The sequence below is a fragment of the Enterobacter asburiae genome (assembly GCF_024599655.1).
In the GTDB taxonomy this organism is placed as follows: Bacteria; Pseudomonadota; Gammaproteobacteria; order Enterobacterales; family Enterobacteriaceae; genus Enterobacter; species Enterobacter asburiae_D.
On sequence record NZ_CP102247.1, the window covers coordinates 1,107,447 to 1,124,588 of the forward strand.

Annotated in this window: 15 protein-coding genes and 5 tRNA genes; 11 read left to right on the forward strand and 9 right to left on the reverse strand. The window is 56.4% G+C overall.

The window, feature by feature from the left end; translation table 11 throughout:
* Positions 1–239 precede the first annotated feature (239 nt).
* From csrA to NQ230_RS05425, 11 genes are all read left to right on the forward strand, one after another.
* Positions 240–425: a carbon storage regulator CsrA gene (gene csrA, locus NQ230_RS05375; RefSeq protein ID WP_000906486.1), complete on the forward strand. Its 186-nt coding sequence runs from the start codon at positions 240–242 to the stop codon at positions 423–425.
* A gap of 342 nt (positions 426–767) precedes the next feature.
* Positions 768–860 (forward strand) — tRNA-Ser (locus NQ230_RS05380).
* Positions 861–864: 4 nt separating this feature from the next.
* Positions 865–941, forward strand: a tRNA-Arg gene (locus NQ230_RS05385).
* A 64-nt stretch (positions 942–1,005) separates the two neighbouring features.
* Positions 1,006–1,082, forward strand: a tRNA-Arg gene (locus NQ230_RS05390).
* Positions 1,083–1,111: 29 nt separating this feature from the next.
* Positions 1,112–1,188: transfer RNA gene (locus tag NQ230_RS05395), tRNA-Arg, on the forward strand.
* A gap of 160 nt (positions 1,189–1,348) precedes the next feature.
* Positions 1,349–1,425: transfer RNA gene (locus tag NQ230_RS05400), tRNA-Arg, on the forward strand.
* A gap of 117 nt (positions 1,426–1,542) precedes the next feature.
* The gene (yqaB, locus tag NQ230_RS05405; protein ID WP_032648006.1) at positions 1,543–2,109 is read left to right on the forward strand and encodes a fructose-1-phosphate/6-phosphogluconate phosphatase; all 567 of its coding nucleotides are present in this window, start codon (positions 1,543–1,545) and stop codon (positions 2,107–2,109) included.
* Complete coding sequence (locus NQ230_RS05410; RefSeq protein ID WP_008499541.1) at positions 2,106–2,534, forward strand: YqaA family protein; 429 nt, start codon at positions 2,106–2,108, stop codon at positions 2,532–2,534. Before yqaB ends, NQ230_RS05410 begins: the two co-directional genes overlap by 4 nt.
* 83 nt (positions 2,535–2,617) lie before the next feature.
* Complete coding sequence (gene gshA, locus NQ230_RS05415; protein WP_213823001.1) at positions 2,618–4,162, forward strand: glutamate--cysteine ligase; 1,545 nt, start codon at positions 2,618–2,620, stop codon at positions 4,160–4,162.
* Positions 4,163–4,314: 152 nt separating this feature from the next.
* Positions 4,315–4,830 (forward strand): S-ribosylhomocysteine lyase, encoded by a 516-nt coding sequence (luxS, locus tag NQ230_RS05420; protein WP_047646219.1) that lies wholly within the window; start codon positions 4,315–4,317, stop codon positions 4,828–4,830.
* 64 nt (positions 4,831–4,894) lie between these two features.
* The gene (locus NQ230_RS05425; RefSeq protein ID WP_121424818.1) at positions 4,895–5,659 is read left to right on the forward strand and encodes an AraC family transcriptional regulator; all 765 of its coding nucleotides are present in this window, start codon (positions 4,895–4,897) and stop codon (positions 5,657–5,659) included.
* Here NQ230_RS05425 and leuA read toward each other — a convergent pair.
* The 9 genes from leuA to nrdF all read right to left on the reverse strand — a co-directional run bounded on the left by leuA (position 5,646) and on the right by nrdF (position 17,137).
* A complete protein-coding gene (gene leuA, locus NQ230_RS05430; protein WP_257260335.1) occupies positions 5,646–7,298 on the reverse strand; it encodes a 2-isopropylmalate synthase in 1,653 nt (550 codons plus the stop codon). The genes NQ230_RS05425 and leuA overlap by 14 nt on opposite strands.
* A 197-nt stretch (positions 7,299–7,495) precedes the next feature.
* Complete coding sequence (emrB, locus tag NQ230_RS05435; RefSeq protein WP_038417314.1) at positions 7,496–9,043, reverse strand: multidrug efflux MFS transporter permease subunit EmrB; 1,548 nt, start codon at positions 9,041–9,043, stop codon at positions 7,496–7,498.
* 16 nt (positions 9,044–9,059) lie between these two features.
* Positions 9,060–10,232, reverse strand: coding sequence for a multidrug efflux MFS transporter periplasmic adaptor subunit EmrA (gene emrA, locus NQ230_RS05440; RefSeq protein WP_257260337.1), 1,173 nt, complete (start codon positions 10,230–10,232; stop codon positions 9,060–9,062).
* 126 nt (positions 10,233–10,358) lie between these two features.
* Positions 10,359–10,889, reverse strand: coding sequence for a transcriptional repressor MprA (gene mprA, locus NQ230_RS05445; RefSeq protein ID WP_023308933.1), 531 nt, complete (start codon positions 10,887–10,889; stop codon positions 10,359–10,361).
* 313 nt (positions 10,890–11,202) lie between these two features.
* Positions 11,203–12,387: an MFS transporter gene (locus NQ230_RS05450; protein ID WP_257260339.1), complete on the reverse strand. Its 1,185-nt coding sequence runs from the start codon at positions 12,385–12,387 to the stop codon at positions 11,203–11,205.
* Between the two features lie 188 nt (positions 12,388–12,575).
* Positions 12,576–13,571: a glycine betaine/L-proline ABC transporter substrate-binding protein ProX gene (gene proX / locus NQ230_RS05455; protein WP_045260894.1), complete on the reverse strand. Its 996-nt coding sequence runs from the start codon at positions 13,569–13,571 to the stop codon at positions 12,576–12,578.
* Positions 13,572–13,580: 9 nt separating this feature from the next.
* Entirely contained in the window at positions 13,581–14,651 is a 1,071-nt protein-coding gene (proW, locus tag NQ230_RS05460) for a glycine betaine/L-proline ABC transporter permease ProW (RefSeq protein ID WP_257260341.1), read from the reverse strand.
* Complete coding sequence (proV, locus tag NQ230_RS05465) at positions 14,635–15,846, reverse strand: glycine betaine/L-proline ABC transporter ATP-binding protein ProV (RefSeq protein ID WP_257260342.1); 1,212 nt, start codon at positions 15,844–15,846, stop codon at positions 14,635–14,637. The genes proW and proV overlap by 17 nt, the downstream gene beginning before the upstream one ends.
* A 331-nt stretch (positions 15,847–16,177) precedes the next feature.
* On the reverse strand, positions 16,178–17,137 hold the full coding sequence (gene nrdF, locus NQ230_RS05470; RefSeq protein ID WP_257260343.1) for a class 1b ribonucleoside-diphosphate reductase subunit beta: 960 nt from the start codon (positions 17,135–17,137) through the stop codon (positions 16,178–16,180).
* Between the last annotated feature and the right edge of the window lie 5 nt (positions 17,138–17,142).

Here is a 17,142-nt window from a genome sequence, read left to right on the forward strand (position 1 = left end):
ACTACAAAGCACAAGCAGACGCCATAGCGGTAACGTTATGGCGTCTTGTTCACTGTGCTATCGATAACGATAAAGTCAGGTTGAGTTTGTGTATATCGGCTAAACTTACGTTTAACAGAATGTGATGCCGTGACTGCTTACACTTTACGTGTTTGTCATCGCTTACTTTTTGGCGTTATATGATGGATAATGCCGGGATACAAGAGACCCGACTCTTTTAATCTTTCAAGGAGCAAAGAATGCTGATTCTGACTCGTCGAGTTGGTGAGACCCTCATGATTGGGGATGAGGTCACCGTGACAGTTTTAGGGGTAAAGGGTAACCAGGTACGTATTGGTGTTAACGCTCCTAAAGAAGTATCTGTCCACCGTGAAGAGATCTACCAGCGTATCCAGGCTGAAAAATCCCAGCAGTCCAGTTACTGATATTGTCGCGTCTCGCTGTCGGGCGAGACGCAACCCTCCTGTCATTTTTCCTGCTCAACGTTACCGTTTAATTTCAAACGCTCTCTTTTTAACCACTCTGTCACCCTAAACTCGCCCTTACGCCGCCATTTCTGCAAAGGTTTTCTGTGAAGATGCCTGCAAAATCCGCTTATAAAACACCCTCTTTGCGGCTTTTACATGCGAATTGCGTGTGATTTGTGCAAACGATAAAAGCTTTTGGAAAATTGTTTGACTTATAAGTCCCAGAAAGTAATATATGCGCCACGCAGCGACGAGAAGCTCTTAACGAGTAACTCGAAGCACTCGAAAGAGGCGTTGTGTGGTGAGGTGGCCGAGAGGCTGAAGGCGCTCCCCTGCTAAGGGAGTATGCGGTCAAAAGCTGCATCCGGGGTTCGAATCCCCGCCTCACCGCCATTTTGCATCCGTAGCTCAGCTGGATAGAGTACTCGGCTACGAACCGAGCGGTCGGAGGTTCGAATCCTCCCGGATGCACCATCTATTACTTCATATTGCTTTAGAAGTGATATGAATATCGAGCAGTACAGTAGTAAATCCCGATGCATCCGTAGCTCAGCTGGATAGAGTACTCGGCTACGAACCGAGCGGTCGGAGGTTCGAATCCTCCCGGATGCACCATTTACTATTTCTGAAAGCAGTACCCTGATGCATCCGTAGCTCAGCTGGATAGAGTACTCGGCTACGAACCGAGCGGTCGGAGGTTCGAATCCTCCCGGATGCACCATATTCTCCGAGATAATAGCCACGCTGTTGTTTCAAGGTCTGCGAGTTAATCGCGAGCACCAGGGAGGATAACGTTGCTTCAGCAACGGCCCGCAGGGCGAGGCGCAGCCGAGTAATCCTCCCGGATGCACCATTATTATTTCTGAAAGTAGTTCCCTGATGCATCCGTAGCTCAGCTGGATAGAGTACTCGGCTACGAACCGAGCGGTCGGAGGTTCGAATCCTCCCGGATGCACCATCTTTCCCTTCTTTGTTTATTCCTTCGACGTTCCGTCAGCAATCACACTCTCAATCAGCGACAAAAATCACCATTTACGATAAAGTAATGCTTTGTTAATCGTTTAGCGAGAGCACGATGTACGCACAGTATGACGGTTTGATCTTCGATATGGACGGCACTCTCCTGGATACCGAACCCACGCATCGTCAAGCCTGGACTGATGTCCTGGGCCGTTACGGTATGCGTTTCGATCTTCAGGCGATGATTGCCCTCAACGGATCCCCCACCTGGCGTATTGCACAGGCCGTGATTGAACTGAATCAGGCCGATCTCGACCCGCACCTGCTCGCGCGCGAAAAAACCGATGCGGTAAAAGCCATGCTTTTAGATACCGTACGCCCTCTGCCGCTGATTGATGTGGTAAAAGAGTGGCACGGGCGTCGCCCGATGTCGGTCGGAACAGGCAGCGAAAGTGCGATTGCTGAGGCATTACTCAACCATCTTGGCCTGCGCCACTATTTTTCTGCCGTGGTCGCCGCCGATCATGTTAAACATCATAAGCCCGCACCGGACACCTTCCTGCTTTGCGCAGAGTTAATGGGCGTCCCGGCGGCAAAATGTGTCGTGTTTGAAGATGCCGATTTTGGTATCCAGGCCGCGCGTGATGCCGGAATGGATGCGGTGGATGTGCGCTTACTGTGAGTGACGCGCTGTCACTTGCCTCATTATTCGCCAGCAGTTTTTTAAGCGCCACGCTGTTACCGGGAAATTCGGAAGTGGTGCTGGTGGCGATGCTGTTGTCCGGCGTGAGTCAGCCCTGGCTGCTTGTATTAATAGCAACAATGGGTAATAGCCTTGGAGGGCTGACTAACGTTATTCTTGGGCGTTTCTTTCCGCTGCGCGAAAAATCGCGCTGGCAGGAAAAGGCAGTCGGCTGGCTAAAACGCTATGGCGCTGCCACGCTGTTATTAAGCTGGATGCCTGTAATAGGCGATTTACTGTGTCTGCTGGCGGGATGGATGCGCATCTCCTGGGGACCGGTGCTCTTTTTTTTGTGCCTTGGCAAGGCGTTGCGCTATGTTCTCGTGGCGTGGGCAACACTACAGGGTATGACGTGGTGGCACTAATTGGTGGAATGAATACGCGACCTTCAATCGTCAACCATTACAATTATGCTGAGTAACATTACTTTGACAGGCGGGAGGTCAATTTGATCCCGGACGTATCTCAGGCGCTGGCCTGGCTGGAAAACCACCCTCAGGCATTGAAGGGTATTCAGCGTGGTCTTGAGCGTGAAACGCTGCGCGTTAACGCGGACGGTAGCTTAGCGACGACGGGTCACCCGAAGGCGTTAGGCTCGGCGCTGACACATAAATGGATCACAACCGATTTCGCTGAAGCACTGCTGGAGTTCATCACGCCAGTAGAGGGTGATATTGATCATATGCTGACGATCATGCGCGATATCCATCGCTACACTGCGCGCAACATGGGTGACGAACGTATGTGGCCCCTCAGCATGCCGTGCTATATCGAGCAGGGCCAGGAGATTGAGCTGGCGCAGTACGGCACGTCAAATATCGGTCGGCTGAAAACGCTCTATCGCGAAGGGCTGAAAAACCGCTACGGCGCGTTGATGCAGACGATCTCGGGCGTGCATTACAACTTCTCGCTGCCTATGGCGTTCTGGCAGGCGAAATGCGGTGAAACGGATAAGGACGCGATCTCTGAAGGCTATTTCCGCCTGATCCGCAACTATTACCGTTTCGGTTGGGTGATCCCGTATCTGTTTGGTGCCTCCCCGGCGATCTGTTCTTCGTTCCTGCAGGGGAAACCGACCACGCTACCGTTCGAGAAGACCGAGTGCGGAATGTACTATCTCCCGTACGCGACCTCTCTGCGCCTGAGCGATCTCGGTTATACCAATAAATCGCAAAGCAATCTCGGTATTACGTTTAACGAATTGCACGAATATGTGGCAGGATTGAAGCGGGCGATCAAAACCCCGTCGGAAGAGTACGAGAAAATCGGCCTCGAAAAAGATGGCAAACGCCTGCAAATCAACAGCAATGTGCTGCAGATTGAAAACGAGCTGTATGCGCCTATTCGTCCTAAGCGCGTAACGCGCAGCGGTGAAACCCCGTCGGATGCGCTTCAGCGCGGCGGGATTGAATACATTGAAGTACGCTCGCTGGATATCAACCCCTTCTCACCGATTGGGGTTGATGAACAGCAGATTCGCTTCCTGGATCTGTTTATGGTCTGGTGCGTGCTGGCGGATGCGCCGGAAATGAGTTCAGACGAACTGCTCTGCACCCGCACGAACTGGAACCGTGTGATTCTGGAAGGGCGTAAACCGGGTCTGACGCTGGGTATCGGCTGCGAAACGGCACAGTTCCCGCTGACCAAAGTCGGCAAAGATCTGTTCCGTGACCTGAAGCGTGTTGCCCGGACAATGGACAGCATCGACGGCGGCGACGCGTATCAACAGATCTGCGATCGGCTGGTGGAAAGTTTTGATAATCCAGAACTGACGTTCTCAGCACGCATTCTGCGTTCTATGATCGATCAGGGCATTGGCGGCACGGGGCGTTCACTCTCAGCGGAGTACCGTGAGATGCTGATGCAGGAGCCGTTAGAAGTGCTGAGCGAAGCGGATTTTGTAGCGGAACGCGATGCGTCCGTTATGCGTCAGAAAGAAGTTGAAGCAGCGGATACCGAGTCGTTTGAGGCGTTTCTGGCGAAGCAGGCTTAAGCAGAAAAGAAAAAGGCCACATCGCTGTGGCCAAAATATACATCTCTGAATTCAGGGATGATGATAACAAATGCGCGTCTTTCATATACTCAGACGCGCATTCTGTAGAAGAGTTCAGTTTATTTTAAAAAAATCACTATCGGAGGTGACGTATGCCGTTATTAGATAGCTTTACTGTCGACCATACCCGTATGGAAGCACCTGCAGTTCGCGTGGCGAAGACCATGCACACCCCGCACGGCGACACGATCACCGTCTTCGATCTGCGTTTCTGCGTGCCAAATAAAGAAGTGATGCCAGAGAAAGGCATTCATACCCTGGAGCACCTGTTCGCCGGTTTCATGCGCGACCACCTGAACGGCAACGGCGTTGAGATCATCGATATCTCTCCGATGGGCTGCCGTACCGGTTTCTACATGAGTCTGATTGGTGTGCCTGACGAGAAACGCGTCGCAGATGCGTGGAAAGCGGCGATGGAAGACGTGCTGAAGGTGAAAGAGCAGAACCAGATCCCTGAGCTGAACGTTTACCAGTGCGGTACTTACCAGATGCACTCTCTGGAAGAAGCGCAGGAAATCGCGCGTCACATCATCGAGCGTGATGTTCGCGTGAACAGCAACGAAGAGCTGGCCCTGCCGAAAGAAAAACTGCAGGAACTGCACATCTAGTATTGTGCCTGTGGATGCCCGGTGGCGCTTCGCTTACCGGGCCTACATTGTGTTGGTGCCTCCTTTGACCACAACCGCAACCTTCTCCTTTACCCATCGTCCCCTCGTTCCGTTTGCCCATGATTATGATCATGGCGACAGCGAGCCGTGGCATGAGCACGACTGCGCGCAGCTGTTGCACACCCTGAGCGGCGTGGTACGGGTAGATACCGCATCGGGCTGTTGGGTAGTTCCTCCCGGTCGCGGCGTCTGGCTACCGGCGGGGACACAGCACTCGCTTCGCATCACCGGCAACGTGGCGGCGCGAACGCTGTTCATCGATCCGCTGGCGCGGGCCGATCTCCCGGCCACCTGCCAGATCGTGCAGATCGCGCCGCTGCTGCGCGAGCTGATCCTCGTCTCCCTTGCTTTACCTGAATCGTACTCACCCGGAAGCCGGGATGAGCGCGTCTATGAGCTCATTCTCGATGAAATCCGCACTATGCCGGTGCTGCCGTTTCATCTGCCGGAGCCGGAAAGTGAGGCGTTACGTCACCTGTGTCTGCAAATCCGGCAAAACGCGGGGGAAAGCTGGAGCAGCGCGCAGGCCGCGAGCATGACGAACATGAGCGAGCGCACCCTGAACCGCCATTTTCAGCAGCAGACGGGATTAAGCTACGGCGAGTGGTTGAGAAGGGCACGCCTGCTGGAAGCCTTAGTGCGGCTGGCGCAGGGCCAGCCGGTACTGCGCGTGGCGCTGGATCTGGGTTACGGCAGCCACAGCGCCTTTACGGCGATGTTTCGCCGGGTGATGGGCGTCTCACCCAGCGATTACTTTAAGAACGACTGACGGCGTTAAAAAGCGCCTGAAGCGACGCGCGCGCCACGTCGCTGTCGATGCCCACGCCCCAGCGGCTGCTCCCGTCCTGGAACAGGCAGCGGATGTAGGCCACCGAGCGGCTGTCGCTACGTTCGCCTAACGTATGCTCGTGATAATCCTTAATCACGAACGGAGCGTTTACCCAGCGGCTTAAGCCCTGAGCGGCGGCGGAGAGCAGACCGTTACCCTGACCTTCCAGCTGACGCGTCCCCCCCTGCGTAGAGATGCTTGCCGTCAAACGCAGCTGGCCGTCCTGCTGGCTATCGCTGCGGTAGGATTGCAGCGCATACTGCGGTGTCGCTACCAGGCCGTAGCGGGTGCGGAACAGCTGCCAAAGCGCATTCTGCGTCATCTCTTTTCCGTGGCGATCGGTTTCCTGCTGCACGTGCTGGCTGAAATCCTGCTGCAGGGCGCGGGGTAATTTCAGACCATGATTCTGTTCGATGAGCCACGCGCTGCCGCTTTTCCCCGACTGGCTGTTCACGCGGATCACCGCTTCGTAGGTGCAGCCGATATCCTGCGGATCGACGGGCAGATAGGGCATCTCCCAGCGCTCGCCAGGCCTGCGGGCATCAAAGCCTTTTTTGATCGCGTCCTGGTGCGAGCCGGAGAAAGCGGTATAGGCCAGCCGACCCGCCCACGGATGGCGCGGATGCACCGGCAGCTGGTTGCAGGCTTCCACTACTTCCACCACCCGGTTCATATCGCTAAAGTCCAGGTTCGGGCTAACGCCCTGGCTGTAGAGATTCATCGCCAGCGTCACCAGGCAGACGTTGCCCGTGCGTTCCCCGTTGCCAAACAGGCAGCCCTCCACGCGGTCTGCGCCCGCCATCACGGCCAGCTCGGCGCTGGCGACGCCGGTACCGCGGTCATTATGCGGATGCACGCTGATGCAGACGTCGCGGCGGCTGAAGTGGCGGCAGAAATACTCGATCTGATCGGCATAGACGTTCGGCGTGCTCACTTCGACGGTGGCCGGTAAGTTGATCACCATGGGCCGTTCGTCGCACGGTTGCCAGATCTCCGCCACGGCTTCACAAATCTCCAGCGCAAATTCCGGTTCGGTAAAGCAGAAGGTTTCCGGGGAATACTCATACTGCCAGCTGGTGTCCGGGTTCTCTTCACACAGCTGACGAATAAGCCGCGTGGAGCGCGTCGCCAGCTCGACGACTTGCGCTTTCTCCATGCCGAATACCAGGCGGCGGAACAGCGGGGCGGTGGCGTTGTAGAGATGGACGGTGGCCTGTTTCGCACCGCGCAGGGATTCGAAAGTGCGATGAATAAGATCTTCCCGCGCCTGGGTTAAGACCTGAATCGTGACGTCATCCGGGATGCGGTTTTCTTCAATCAGCTGGCGAACAAAGTTGAAATCCGTCTGCGAGGCGGAAGGAAAAGCGACCTCGATCTCTTTGAATCCGCAGCCCAGCAGCAGGTCCCAGAACTGCAGCTTGCGCGCGCTGTCCATCGGCTCGGCAAGGGCCTGGTTGCCGTCGCGCAGGTCGGTTGAGAGCCAGCGCGGCGCGCGGGTGATGCGTTGCTCCGGCCAGCGGCGGTCGGGCAGGGAAAGGGTCGGATAGGGCTGGTACTTGTCGGCGGGTGTGTTCAGCATGATGCGCTCCTGTTGTCTTTTCACTATCGTGAATTGATTTCAGGCGCGCTGCTTTATCGGAACTGACAATGGCTGTCGCGTTCTGGACAACCGGGGCGGTTGCCCGGTGGCGCTACGCTTACCGGGCCTACGGATGATGGCCCGGTTATCGTAGGCCGGGTAAGGCGTAGCCGCCACCCGGCATCCAGCGCACAGGATTAGTGCGCACCACCGCCGCCGCTACCGGCGCCAAACGGCGGTTTAGCAAACCACACCAGCCCCAGCAGGACGATAAAGATCCCCGCCGATATCCAGAAAATCTCGTTGGCCGAGATAATCAGCCCCTGGTTGGTGATCTGCTGGGCAATCCACCCTGACGCCTGCTGCTCCGTCATGCCCATTCCCTGCAGCTGGTTGTACATCTGCTGAGAGTTCGGGTTGAACGGATTCACCGCTTCGGTCAGCTGCGCATGGTGCATCGATTCACGGTTCGTCCACAGGGTGGTGGTGATCGACGTACCAATCGAGCCCGCCAGCGTTCGCGTAAAGTTCGACAGGCTCGATGCCGCCGCCATGCGCTCAGGCGGTAAACCGGAAAGCGTGATGGTGGTCAATGGCATAAAGAAACACGCCACGGCAAAGCCCTGAATAAACTGCGGCCACGCGGACGCGCCAAAGTCCATTCCCGGTTCGAACGTATACGCGCGCCAGTAGAAGCACACGGCGTACATGATAAAGCTGAACGTCACCAGCCTGCGCATGTCGAGCTTGTGGGCGAAGCGGCCAATAATCGGCGACAGCAGAACCGGAATCAACCCAACTGGCGCCGAGGCTAAACCTGCCCAGGTTGCGGTGTAGCCGTATACCTCCTGCAACAGCTGCGGCAGCAGTACAATCGCGCCGAAGTAGAGCATGTAGGCGAGGCTGATACACAGACAGCCTATGGTGAAGTTTCGCGACTTAAACAGCGACAGGTCGACAATCGGATTATCGTCCGTCAGCTCCCAGACAATCAGGAAGCTCAGCGACACCACCGCGACAATCGTCAGGATGATGATCTCCCGGGAGTTGAACCAGTCCAGCTCTTTGCCCTGGTCGAGCATGACCTGCAGGCTACCGATGCCGACAACCAGCAGTGCCAGGCCAATGGCGTCGATACGCCGCTGTTCCGTCCGGGTTTCTCTTCCGCGCAGCGACTGGAGAGTCAGCATTACCACGATGGCGCCAATCGGTACGTTGATGAAGAAGATCCAGCCCCAGTGATAGTTGTCGCTGATATAGCCGCCTAGGATAGGCCCGCAAATCGGCGCGACAATCACCGTCATCGACCACAGCGCCAGCGCGATGGAGCGCTTGGCGGGCGGGTAGTTGTTCAGCAGTAAGCTCTGCGACAGCGGAATCAGCGGCCCGGCGACAATCCCCTGAATAACGCGGAAGAAGATCAGCATCGTCAGGCTGCTGGACATGCCGCACGCCCAGGAGGCAAGAACGAACAATACCGTCGACCAGAGGAACAGCTTCACTTCACCGACGCGCTTTGCCAGCCAGCCGGTAATCGGAATGGAGATGGCGTTTGCCACCCCAAACGAGGTAATGACCCAGGTCCCCTGGCTCAGCGACGAGCCAAGGTTACCGGCGATAGTCGGGATCGCCACGTTTGCGATGGTGGAGTCCAGCACCTGCATGAATGTCGCCAGAGACAGCGCGATGGTCATAATGACCAGCTGCGCGCCTTCCAGCGGTTTTTGCGGCTTTTGCTGTTGCATAACGCTCACCTTCGGATTAACCGGCGTTTGCCTTCACGATGTCATCGATCAGCTTGTTGACCGGATCGAGGCTAATTTCACGGGCGTTACTTTCATAAGCCGGGCTGCTGCGAACCTGGCTTGCCAGGATCTGACCGTCGCGGTTGGCGGTGTCGACCGTCACCAGCGTAGAGAGGCCGATACGCAGCGGGTGATCCGCCAGCTGTTTGGCATCCAGCTCAATACGCACAGGCAGACGCTGAACCACTTTGATCCAGTTACCGGTGGCGTTTTGCGCAGGCAGCAGGGAGAAGGCGCTGCCGGTCCCCATATCCAGGCCGACCACTTTACCGGTGTACTTCACGTCGTCGCCGTAGATGTCGCTGACAACCGTCGCGGTCTGGCCGATACGCATATGGGCAAGCTGCGTCTCTTTAAAGTTGGCGTCTACCCACAGATTGTCTGCCGGCACGACCGCCATCAGCGGCGTGGTTGGGCTAATCTGCGCCCCTGGCTGGACGGAACGACGGGAGACGTAGCCGGTCATCGGGCTGACGATTTTGGTACGCTGCAGGGCAAGCCACGCGTTGCGCACTTCGGTCGCCGACTGCTGTACGGCGGGCTGGTTTTCCAGGCTGGTGCCCAGCACCATCGCCTGGTTGGCGTTGTACTGTTGAATGGCCACATCCAGCTGTGCCTGAGCGCTGGCGACGGCATCGCGGGCGTGCTGCAGCTCTTCACGGCCAATCAGGTTAGCCGTGCCGAGCGGTACGCGGCGGTTCAGGTCGCTCTGCGCCTGCGCCAGCGCCGTTTTCTGTACGTCGATGTTGGCCTGCAGCTGCTTGCTGTTGATCATCAGCTGGCGGGTCTGACGGACGCTGGAGGCCAGCGCGGTCTGTGCTTTTTCAAACGCCTGCTGGGCGTCGGTTGGATCGATGGTCACCAACACATCGCCTTTTTGCACAAAGTCGGTATTGTCAGCCCAGACTTTCGTCACGCTGCCCGACACCTGCGCCATAATTTGTACCTGGTTCCCTGCCACGTACGCGTCGTCAGTCTCTTCAGCATGACGCAGTACTAAAAACCAATAGATCCCATATGCCACGGCAATAATGATAAAGAGCAAGGTCAACAGAAGAAGGGCGCTCTTACGTTTGCCTTTCTTGTTGCCCGGCTGCTGCGGGGTAGTGCTCTCCGCATTTGCGCTCATTGTAGTTCTCCACGATCTTCTTATTTTCACATCGGCTGAGCCGACCTGTTGTCAGAAAGGCCAGCAGTGTGACGTGCTGGCCTGTCGGTTTTCTTATGAATCTGGAATGGTGAGCGTGTCGTCGCGTTAGCGCAGCGCCTCAAGAACGGCGCCGTCTTCATCCATCTGATCCAGACGGGTGAGCAGCTTGCGAGTGATGTGCTCAAGCTGGTCGCGCTCGGCGGTGCTGAGGGCAGACCAGAGTTTGTGCAGGCAATTGTGCTGAGGTGGCAGCACCTCACGCAGGAACTGGTGACCTTTATCGGTCAGTTGCAGATGCAGGCAGCGGCGATCGTTGTCGCTTTCACGGCGCTCAATCCAGCCACGCTTCTCGAGTTCATCGGCAATACGGGTCGCATTGGTACGGGAGGAGCCCAGCGCGCAGCTCAGTTCGGAAGGCTGAATGCTGTGATTTTCCTGAGACTCCAGCGTAATCAACGCCATAAACAACGTCTCGTTAATCCCTTGAGCTTTCAGCATTTTATTACGGTTTTCCAGCAGCTTACCCTGCATGTGCATGCACAAGCGGGTCAGCAGGATTTCCTGATACGGGAAGTCCTCATGGCGACTGGCGCGGAATTTAAGCATTTGTTCAATGGGCGTAAACGAACTATCCATTTGGGCATAACCTCATTAATTACAGCCGATATAGTAACGACGGTGACAAATAATGTAAATGAATTATTTGTGCGGTTATATCCGCCAAACTTATGTCACCATCAGAAAGCGCCGGGTAAGTCCGTGACCCGGTGAGCACAGAAAGCGTAGGGTATGAACCCGCTGAAGAGAGGATGTGAGGACGGGGGTCTGAACTATTCATGCCGATTGTAAATATGTCACCCACATTAAAATTTCTGGGATAAATGATTACGTTTACATTAACAGAGTGCAGGGCCTCTTAACACCCTAAGAGGCCAACGCAATGTAAAACTTAGTGAATTGCATCCTGACGATGGTAGCCGTGCCACCATACTAGCAGGTTAAGGGTGGCGACGATGGCCCCAATCGCACATACCCCAGACCAGCCCGCATGCTGCCACGCTGACGCGGAAATGAGCGAACCCGCAGCGCCGCCAATGAAGTAGCTGGTCATGTATCCGGCCGTCAGGCGGTTACGCGCCTCTGGCTTCACGCGATAGATGACGGTCTGATTGGTGATGTGAACACCCTGCACGGTGAGATCGAGTACCAGGATACCGACGATCAGCGCCAGCACCGAGATGTGTCCGTACCAGATCGCCGCCCAGGAGAGCAGAAGTAAAACCAGCCCTGCGGAGGTGGTCAGGTGGGATTTGCCCTTGTCGGCCAGCCCGCCAGCGGGACGCGCGCCCAGTGCGCCTGCGGCGCCAGCCAGGCCGAACAGGCCAATCACCCCTTCGGAATAATTGAACGGCGGCGCGGCCAGCAGAAACGCCATCGACGTCCACAGGATGCTGAAGTTAGCGAAGGTGAAACAGCCCAGCAGGGCGCGGGTGCGCAGAAGCTTATCCTGGGTGAACAGACTGAAAACGGAGGCCAGCAGCTGAGGATAGTTCAGGTGATTTTCCTGCTTCACCTTTGGCAGCCCGCGCCACAGCGCCATGGCCATGATGACCATCAGCACGCTCGCCACCCAGTATACGGTGCGCCAGCCGCCGAGGCTTGCCAGCAGCCCTGCAACGGTACGCGCCAGCAAAATCCCCAGCAGCAGGCCGCTCATGATGGTGCCCACCACCTTGCCGCGTTTTTCCGGGGAGGCGAGGGTCGCGGCGAGCGGAACCAGGATTTGCGCCACCACGGAGAACAGCCCCGTTAGCGCGGTACCGACGATCATCATCGTCAGCGACTGGCTGCTGGCGGTGATCAGCATCCCACCGGCGGCCAGAAGCGTCATGGAGACGATCAGCATTCGGCGTTCAAACATATCCCCGAGCGGCACCAGGAACAGCAGCCCGGCGGCATAGCCCAGCTGTGCTGCGGTAACGATAAAGCCTGCGGAGCTGGCGGAGAGATTGAACGCGCGGGCGATGGTGTCGAGAAGAGGCTGCGCGTAATAGTTGCTGGCGACTGCCAGACCCGTTGCCACGGACATTAAAAGGATGAGTGCGGGGCTAAGCCCCTGAGTTGTTTTTGTCATTAGTTTCAGGAATCGTTAGTTGAGTGATTATATTTCCGGAAACCATAATAACCAATGATGGTGAATGTTGGGGGATTGTTATGTGTGTGTTTGTGCTGTTTAACCCCTCACCCTAACCCTCTCCCGAAGGGAGAGGGAACGCTAACACCCTCTCCCTTCGGGAGAGGGCTGGGGTGAGGGAAAATGTTTTACTTCTGCGCCGCAAGCGCCTCTTTCACCCAGCCGTCAAACTGCTGCTGGTGGGCTTTGATCCAGCCGTCCACGTGGCCTTTCACATCCGCTTCAGACGATTTGCCCGCATGCATCATCGCGTTCTGGGCATTGATGTCCGCCAGCGGCAGCTTCATCACCGAGAATAGCTTCGCCGCCGCCGGGTTTTTCTCCGCCCAGGCTTTGTTGGCCACGATATGCATGGTGTTCACCGGGAAGCCGTAGTTCATGCCGTTCGGCAGTTTGGTGTCGATATCTTTCTGCTCGCCCGGCAGGGAGGAGAACGGCACCTGCAGCCACACCACGTCTTTACCCGGCTTCAGCACGTCGCTCACCCAGTATGGCGTCCAGGTGTAGTAGATCACCGGTTTACCCTCTTTGAAGCGGGCAATGGTGTCGGCCATCATCGCAGAATAGTTGCCATGGCTCACGTCGACCGTTTTCGCCAGATCGAAGGCTTTGTTCTGGTGGTTAATCACCGCTTCACAGCCCCAGCCCGGCGAGCAGCCCATCATGTCAGCCTTGCCGTCGCCGTTGGTGTCGAACAGCCTGGCGATCTTCGGATCTTTCAGCTGTTCAATGTTGGTGATGTGGTACTTATCGGCGGTTTTCTTGTCGATCAGATACCCCTGCGCGGCACCCGTCACGAAGGTCCCTTCGCGATAGAACTTCTTGTCGCCTCCGGCGGCGGCATACATGTCGTCGTGCAGCGGCTGCCAGTTCACCGCGGTAAAGGTGGCGTCACCGGAGGCAATCGACGTGTAGCCCACGTTGTAATCCACTTCGCTCGGCGTATTGACCGTATAGCCCAGCTTCTCCAGCGCGCGGCTGACGATCAGGGTCTGGAAGCTCTCTTCCGAAATGGTGCTCTGCACCGGCTGCACGGTAATGCCTTTGCCCGGCAGGTCTGCCGCAAACGCGCTGGTGGAGACAAGGGTGGCAAACGCGGTAGCAAAAAGTACGTTATGTCGCATCGTTGTTCCTTATTTTGATTTGGTGAAAGGGCGGGTGAGTAACCCGACAGGGCCAGTGGTATACCAGCGACGGTTGCCGCGACTGCGTGAATCACGACCGACGGCCTGGGTCAGGCGGTCAAGAATAATGGCGAGGATCACAATCCCGACGCCCCCGACGGTGGCCAGCCCCATGTCGAGACGGCCAATGCCGCGCAGCACCATCTGACCCAGACCGCCAACGGCGATCATCGAGGCGATCACCACCATCGACAGGGCCAGCATCAGCGTCTGGTTAACGCCCGCCATGATGGTCGGCATCGCCAGCGGGAGCTGAACTTTAAACAGCATCTGGCGCGGGCTGGCGCCGAACGAGCGTGACGCTTCGATCAGGTCCGCAGGCACCTGGTTGATCCCCAGAATGGTCAGACGAATAATCGGCGGCAGGGCGAAGATAATGGTCACCACCACGCCCGGCACGTTGCCGATGCCGAACAGCATCACGATAGGCACCAGATAGACGAACGCCGGGGTGGTCTGCATCGCATCCAGCAGCGGGCGAATAATCTTCGCCGCCCGCGGGCTGCGCGCCAGCCAGATCCCCATCGGTAAGCCGATGACAATGCAAAAGAGCAGGGCGGTCAGCACCAGCGCCAGGGTGATCATCGCCTGCGACCACGCGCCAATCGCGCCGATAGCGATCAGGGAGATCAGCGTGGCGATCCCCATCCCTGCGCTACCGAACTGCCAGGCGATCAGGGAGAACAGGATAATCGCCACCGGTGCCGGCATCCCCAGCATCAGCTGCTGGAAGCCGTTCAGGATGTAATCCACCGGGACGCGGATCCCCTGGAAGACCGGACGGAAGTGCGTGACCACCCAGTCGATCCCCTCCGTAACCCAGTTGTCCAGCGGGATTAGCGTTTTATGGAACGGATCCATGATGTTGAAGTGTTCTGGCGCAGGCGCGGGTGCGCTGTTCAGCCAGTCTGCCGCGCCGCCGCCATCGGCAGGAGCGGGCGTGGAACCCCACGCGTCGGCGGGTTGCGCAGCGCTGTCCGCTGCCTCAGTGGTGCCCCACGGGTTAGATTGATCGGTCATTGTTTGCCCCCTCGCGATCTAAAGCCTGCAGCAGCATCCGTTTTGAGATGATGCCGACGTACTGTTGTTCCTCACCGACGACCGGTACGGCGCACGGCGCCTGGCCCACGTGGGAGAGCAACTCGCTGAGCGGCGTTTCGGCGTCCACGGCAAGCGGAGCGTCAATTAACGCCGCATCGATTCCCTGGTTCTCAGTGAGAGCCGTTTTCAGGGAGTCGATGGAGACAATGCCAACAAATTTATTGCCGCGTTCAACCAGATATCCGTATTCACGGTCTTCGTCCTGCAGCAGCTTCAGCGCCGAGCGCGGGCCGAAGCCTGGCGTTTTACGGATAATGCCGTTTGGCGTTCGACGGGCAATATCTTTGGCGCTAAAGACCTGGCTAATATCCACGCCGCGGAAGAAGGTGCGGACATAATCGTTCGCCGGATTATTGAGAATTTCATCCGGCGTGCCGACCTGCACCACTTCACCGTTTTGCATAATGGCAATACGGTCGCCAATACGCATGGCTTCATCCAGATCGTGGGAAATAAAGACAATCGTTCGCTGATGTTTAGCCTGTAATTTTACCAGCTCATCCTGCATCTCGGTGCGAATTAACGGATCGAGGGCGGAGAAGGCTTCATCCATTAATAATATGTCTGGATTAATGGCTAATGCACGGGCTAATCCCACGCGCTGACGCATACCGCCGGAAAGTTCATCCGGGTACGCATGCGCATAATTTTCCAGCCCGACCTGATGCAGGGCATCAAGGGCTTTTTCCTGACGTTCCTGAGCCGGCGTGCCGGCTAATTCCATGCCGAAAGCGGTATTATCCAGCACCGTCATGTGCGGCATCAGCGCGAATGACTGGAACACCATTGCGATCTTCTTTCTGCGCACCTCGCGAAGCTCTGCGTCTGATATTCTGGCGATATCCACGCCGTCAATCAGTACCTGTCCGCGGGTGGGTTCAATCAGGCGATTGAGAAGGCGAACCATAGTGGATTTACCCGAACCGGATAATCCCATGATGACAAAAATCTCGCCTTCTTCAATGGCCAGACTGGCGTCTTTAACGCCAAGCGATAGCCCGGTTTTTTCCAGAATTTGCTCTTTCGTAAGGCCTTTCTCAATATATTTGAATGCGCGCTGCGGGTGCTCGCCAAATACTTTATAAAGATTTTTCACTTCTAATTTAATTGCCATGCAATAGAGAGTGTCCTGTTATTTGTTTATGCCGATATGATTACCATGGTAAATTGTTAACGGGCATAACCCTAACATACTGAGAATCTGAGACAACCCTGCGTCGAGCTGAGGGCGGAATTTTGACGCAAGCGAAACGGCTGAATTTCCCATGAATAAAGGGCTGAGGGCGGTTTGAATTTTTCTCAATTTTTTGCTGCTGCATCGGGAAATTTCGCCTGAATCGGAATGATTCAGGCGAATATGACGTGTAAATTACAGTGTAGTTGTTTTGTAAATATTAGAGAGGGAATTGTTGGGTTTATATTAAATTAACGAACGTTAGCGTTCATTAAAAATCCCAGTCTTCGTCCTCGGTTTCTACCGCTTTGCCCATCACGTACGATGAGCCCGAGCCCGAGAAGAAATCGTGGTTTTCGTCGGCATTGGGCGACAGCGCGGCCAGAATAGCCGGGTTCACCTCCGCCATCTCCGGCGGGAACAGCGCGTCGTAACCCAGGTTCATCAGCGCCTTGTTGGCGTTGTAGCAGAGGAAGGCCTTCACGTCGTCCTCCCAGCCGGTGCCGGCGTAGAGTTCTTCGGTATAGCTCAGCTCGTTGTCGTACAGATCCATCAGCAAATCGAGCGCGAAGCCTTTAAGCTCTTCGCGCTTCGCCTCGCTGACTTTCTCCAGCCCTTTCTGATACTTATAGCCGATGTAATACCCGTGCACCGCTTCATCCCGAATGATAAGCCGAATTAAATCGGCGGTGTTGGTGAGCTTCCCCCGGCTCGACCAGTACATGGGCAGCCAGAAGCCGGAATAGAAGAGGAAGGATTCCAGGAACACGCTGGCGATCTTCTTCTTCAGCGGCTCGTCGGCCCGGTAATACGCCAGCACCAGCTCCGCCTTTCTCTGTAGTGACTCGCTCTCTTCGCTCCAGGCGTAGGCTGCGTCCACGTCTTTGGTCTGGCACAGGGTGGAGAAAATCGAGCTGTAGGAGCGGGCATGCACCGCCTCCATAAAGCTGATGTTCGACATCACTGCCTCTTCGTGCGGCGTTAGCGCGTCGCTCATCAGCGCGGGGGCGCCGACGGTATTCTGAATGGTGTCCAGCAGCGTCAGGCCGGTAAAGACGCGGATCGTCAGCTGCTGCTCGGCGTGGCCGAGCGTTTGCCAGGCCGTAATATCGTTGGAGAGCGGCACCTTTTCCGGCAGCCAGAAGTTGCTGGTCAGGCGGTTCCACACCTCCAGGTCTTTGTCGTCCTGGATTTTGTTCCAGTTAACGGCACTCACGCGTGACAGTTTCATCCTTT

Coding starts and splice junctions, on each gene's coding strand:
- csrA (WP_000906486.1), top strand. CDS start 240: ATGCTGATTCTGACTCGTCGAGTTGGTGAGACCCTCATGATTGGGGAT.
- yqaB (WP_032648006.1), top strand. CDS start 1,543: ATGTACGCACAGTATGACGGTTTGATCTTCGATATGGACGGCACTCTC.
- luxS (WP_047646219.1), top strand. CDS start 4,315: ATGCCGTTATTAGATAGCTTTACTGTCGACCATACCCGTATGGAAGCA.
- leuA (WP_257260335.1), bottom strand. CDS start 7,298: ATGCTGAACACACCCGCCGACAAGTACCAGCCCTATCCGACCCTTTCC.
- emrB (WP_038417314.1), bottom strand. CDS start 9,043: ATGCAACAGCAAAAGCCGCAAAAACCGCTGGAAGGCGCGCAGCTGGTC.
- emrA (WP_257260337.1), bottom strand. CDS start 10,232: ATGAGCGCAAATGCGGAGAGCACTACCCCGCAGCAGCCGGGCAACAAG.
- mprA (WP_023308933.1), bottom strand. CDS start 10,889: ATGGATAGTTCGTTTACGCCCATTGAACAAATGCTTAAATTCCGCGCC.
- NQ230_RS05450 (WP_257260339.1), bottom strand. CDS start 12,387: ATGACAAAAACAACTCAGGGGCTTAGCCCCGCACTCATCCTTTTAATG.
- proX (WP_045260894.1), bottom strand. CDS start 13,571: ATGCGACATAACGTACTTTTTGCTACCGCGTTTGCCACCCTTGTCTCC.
- proW (WP_257260341.1), bottom strand. CDS start 14,651: ATGACCGATCAATCTAACCCGTGGGGCACCACTGAGGCAGCGGACAGC.
- proV (WP_257260342.1), bottom strand. CDS start 15,846: ATGGCAATTAAATTAGAAGTGAAAAATCTTTATAAAGTATTTGGCGAG.
- nrdF (WP_257260343.1), bottom strand. CDS start 17,137: ATGAAACTGTCACGCGTGAGTGCCGTTAACTGGAACAAAATCCAGGAC.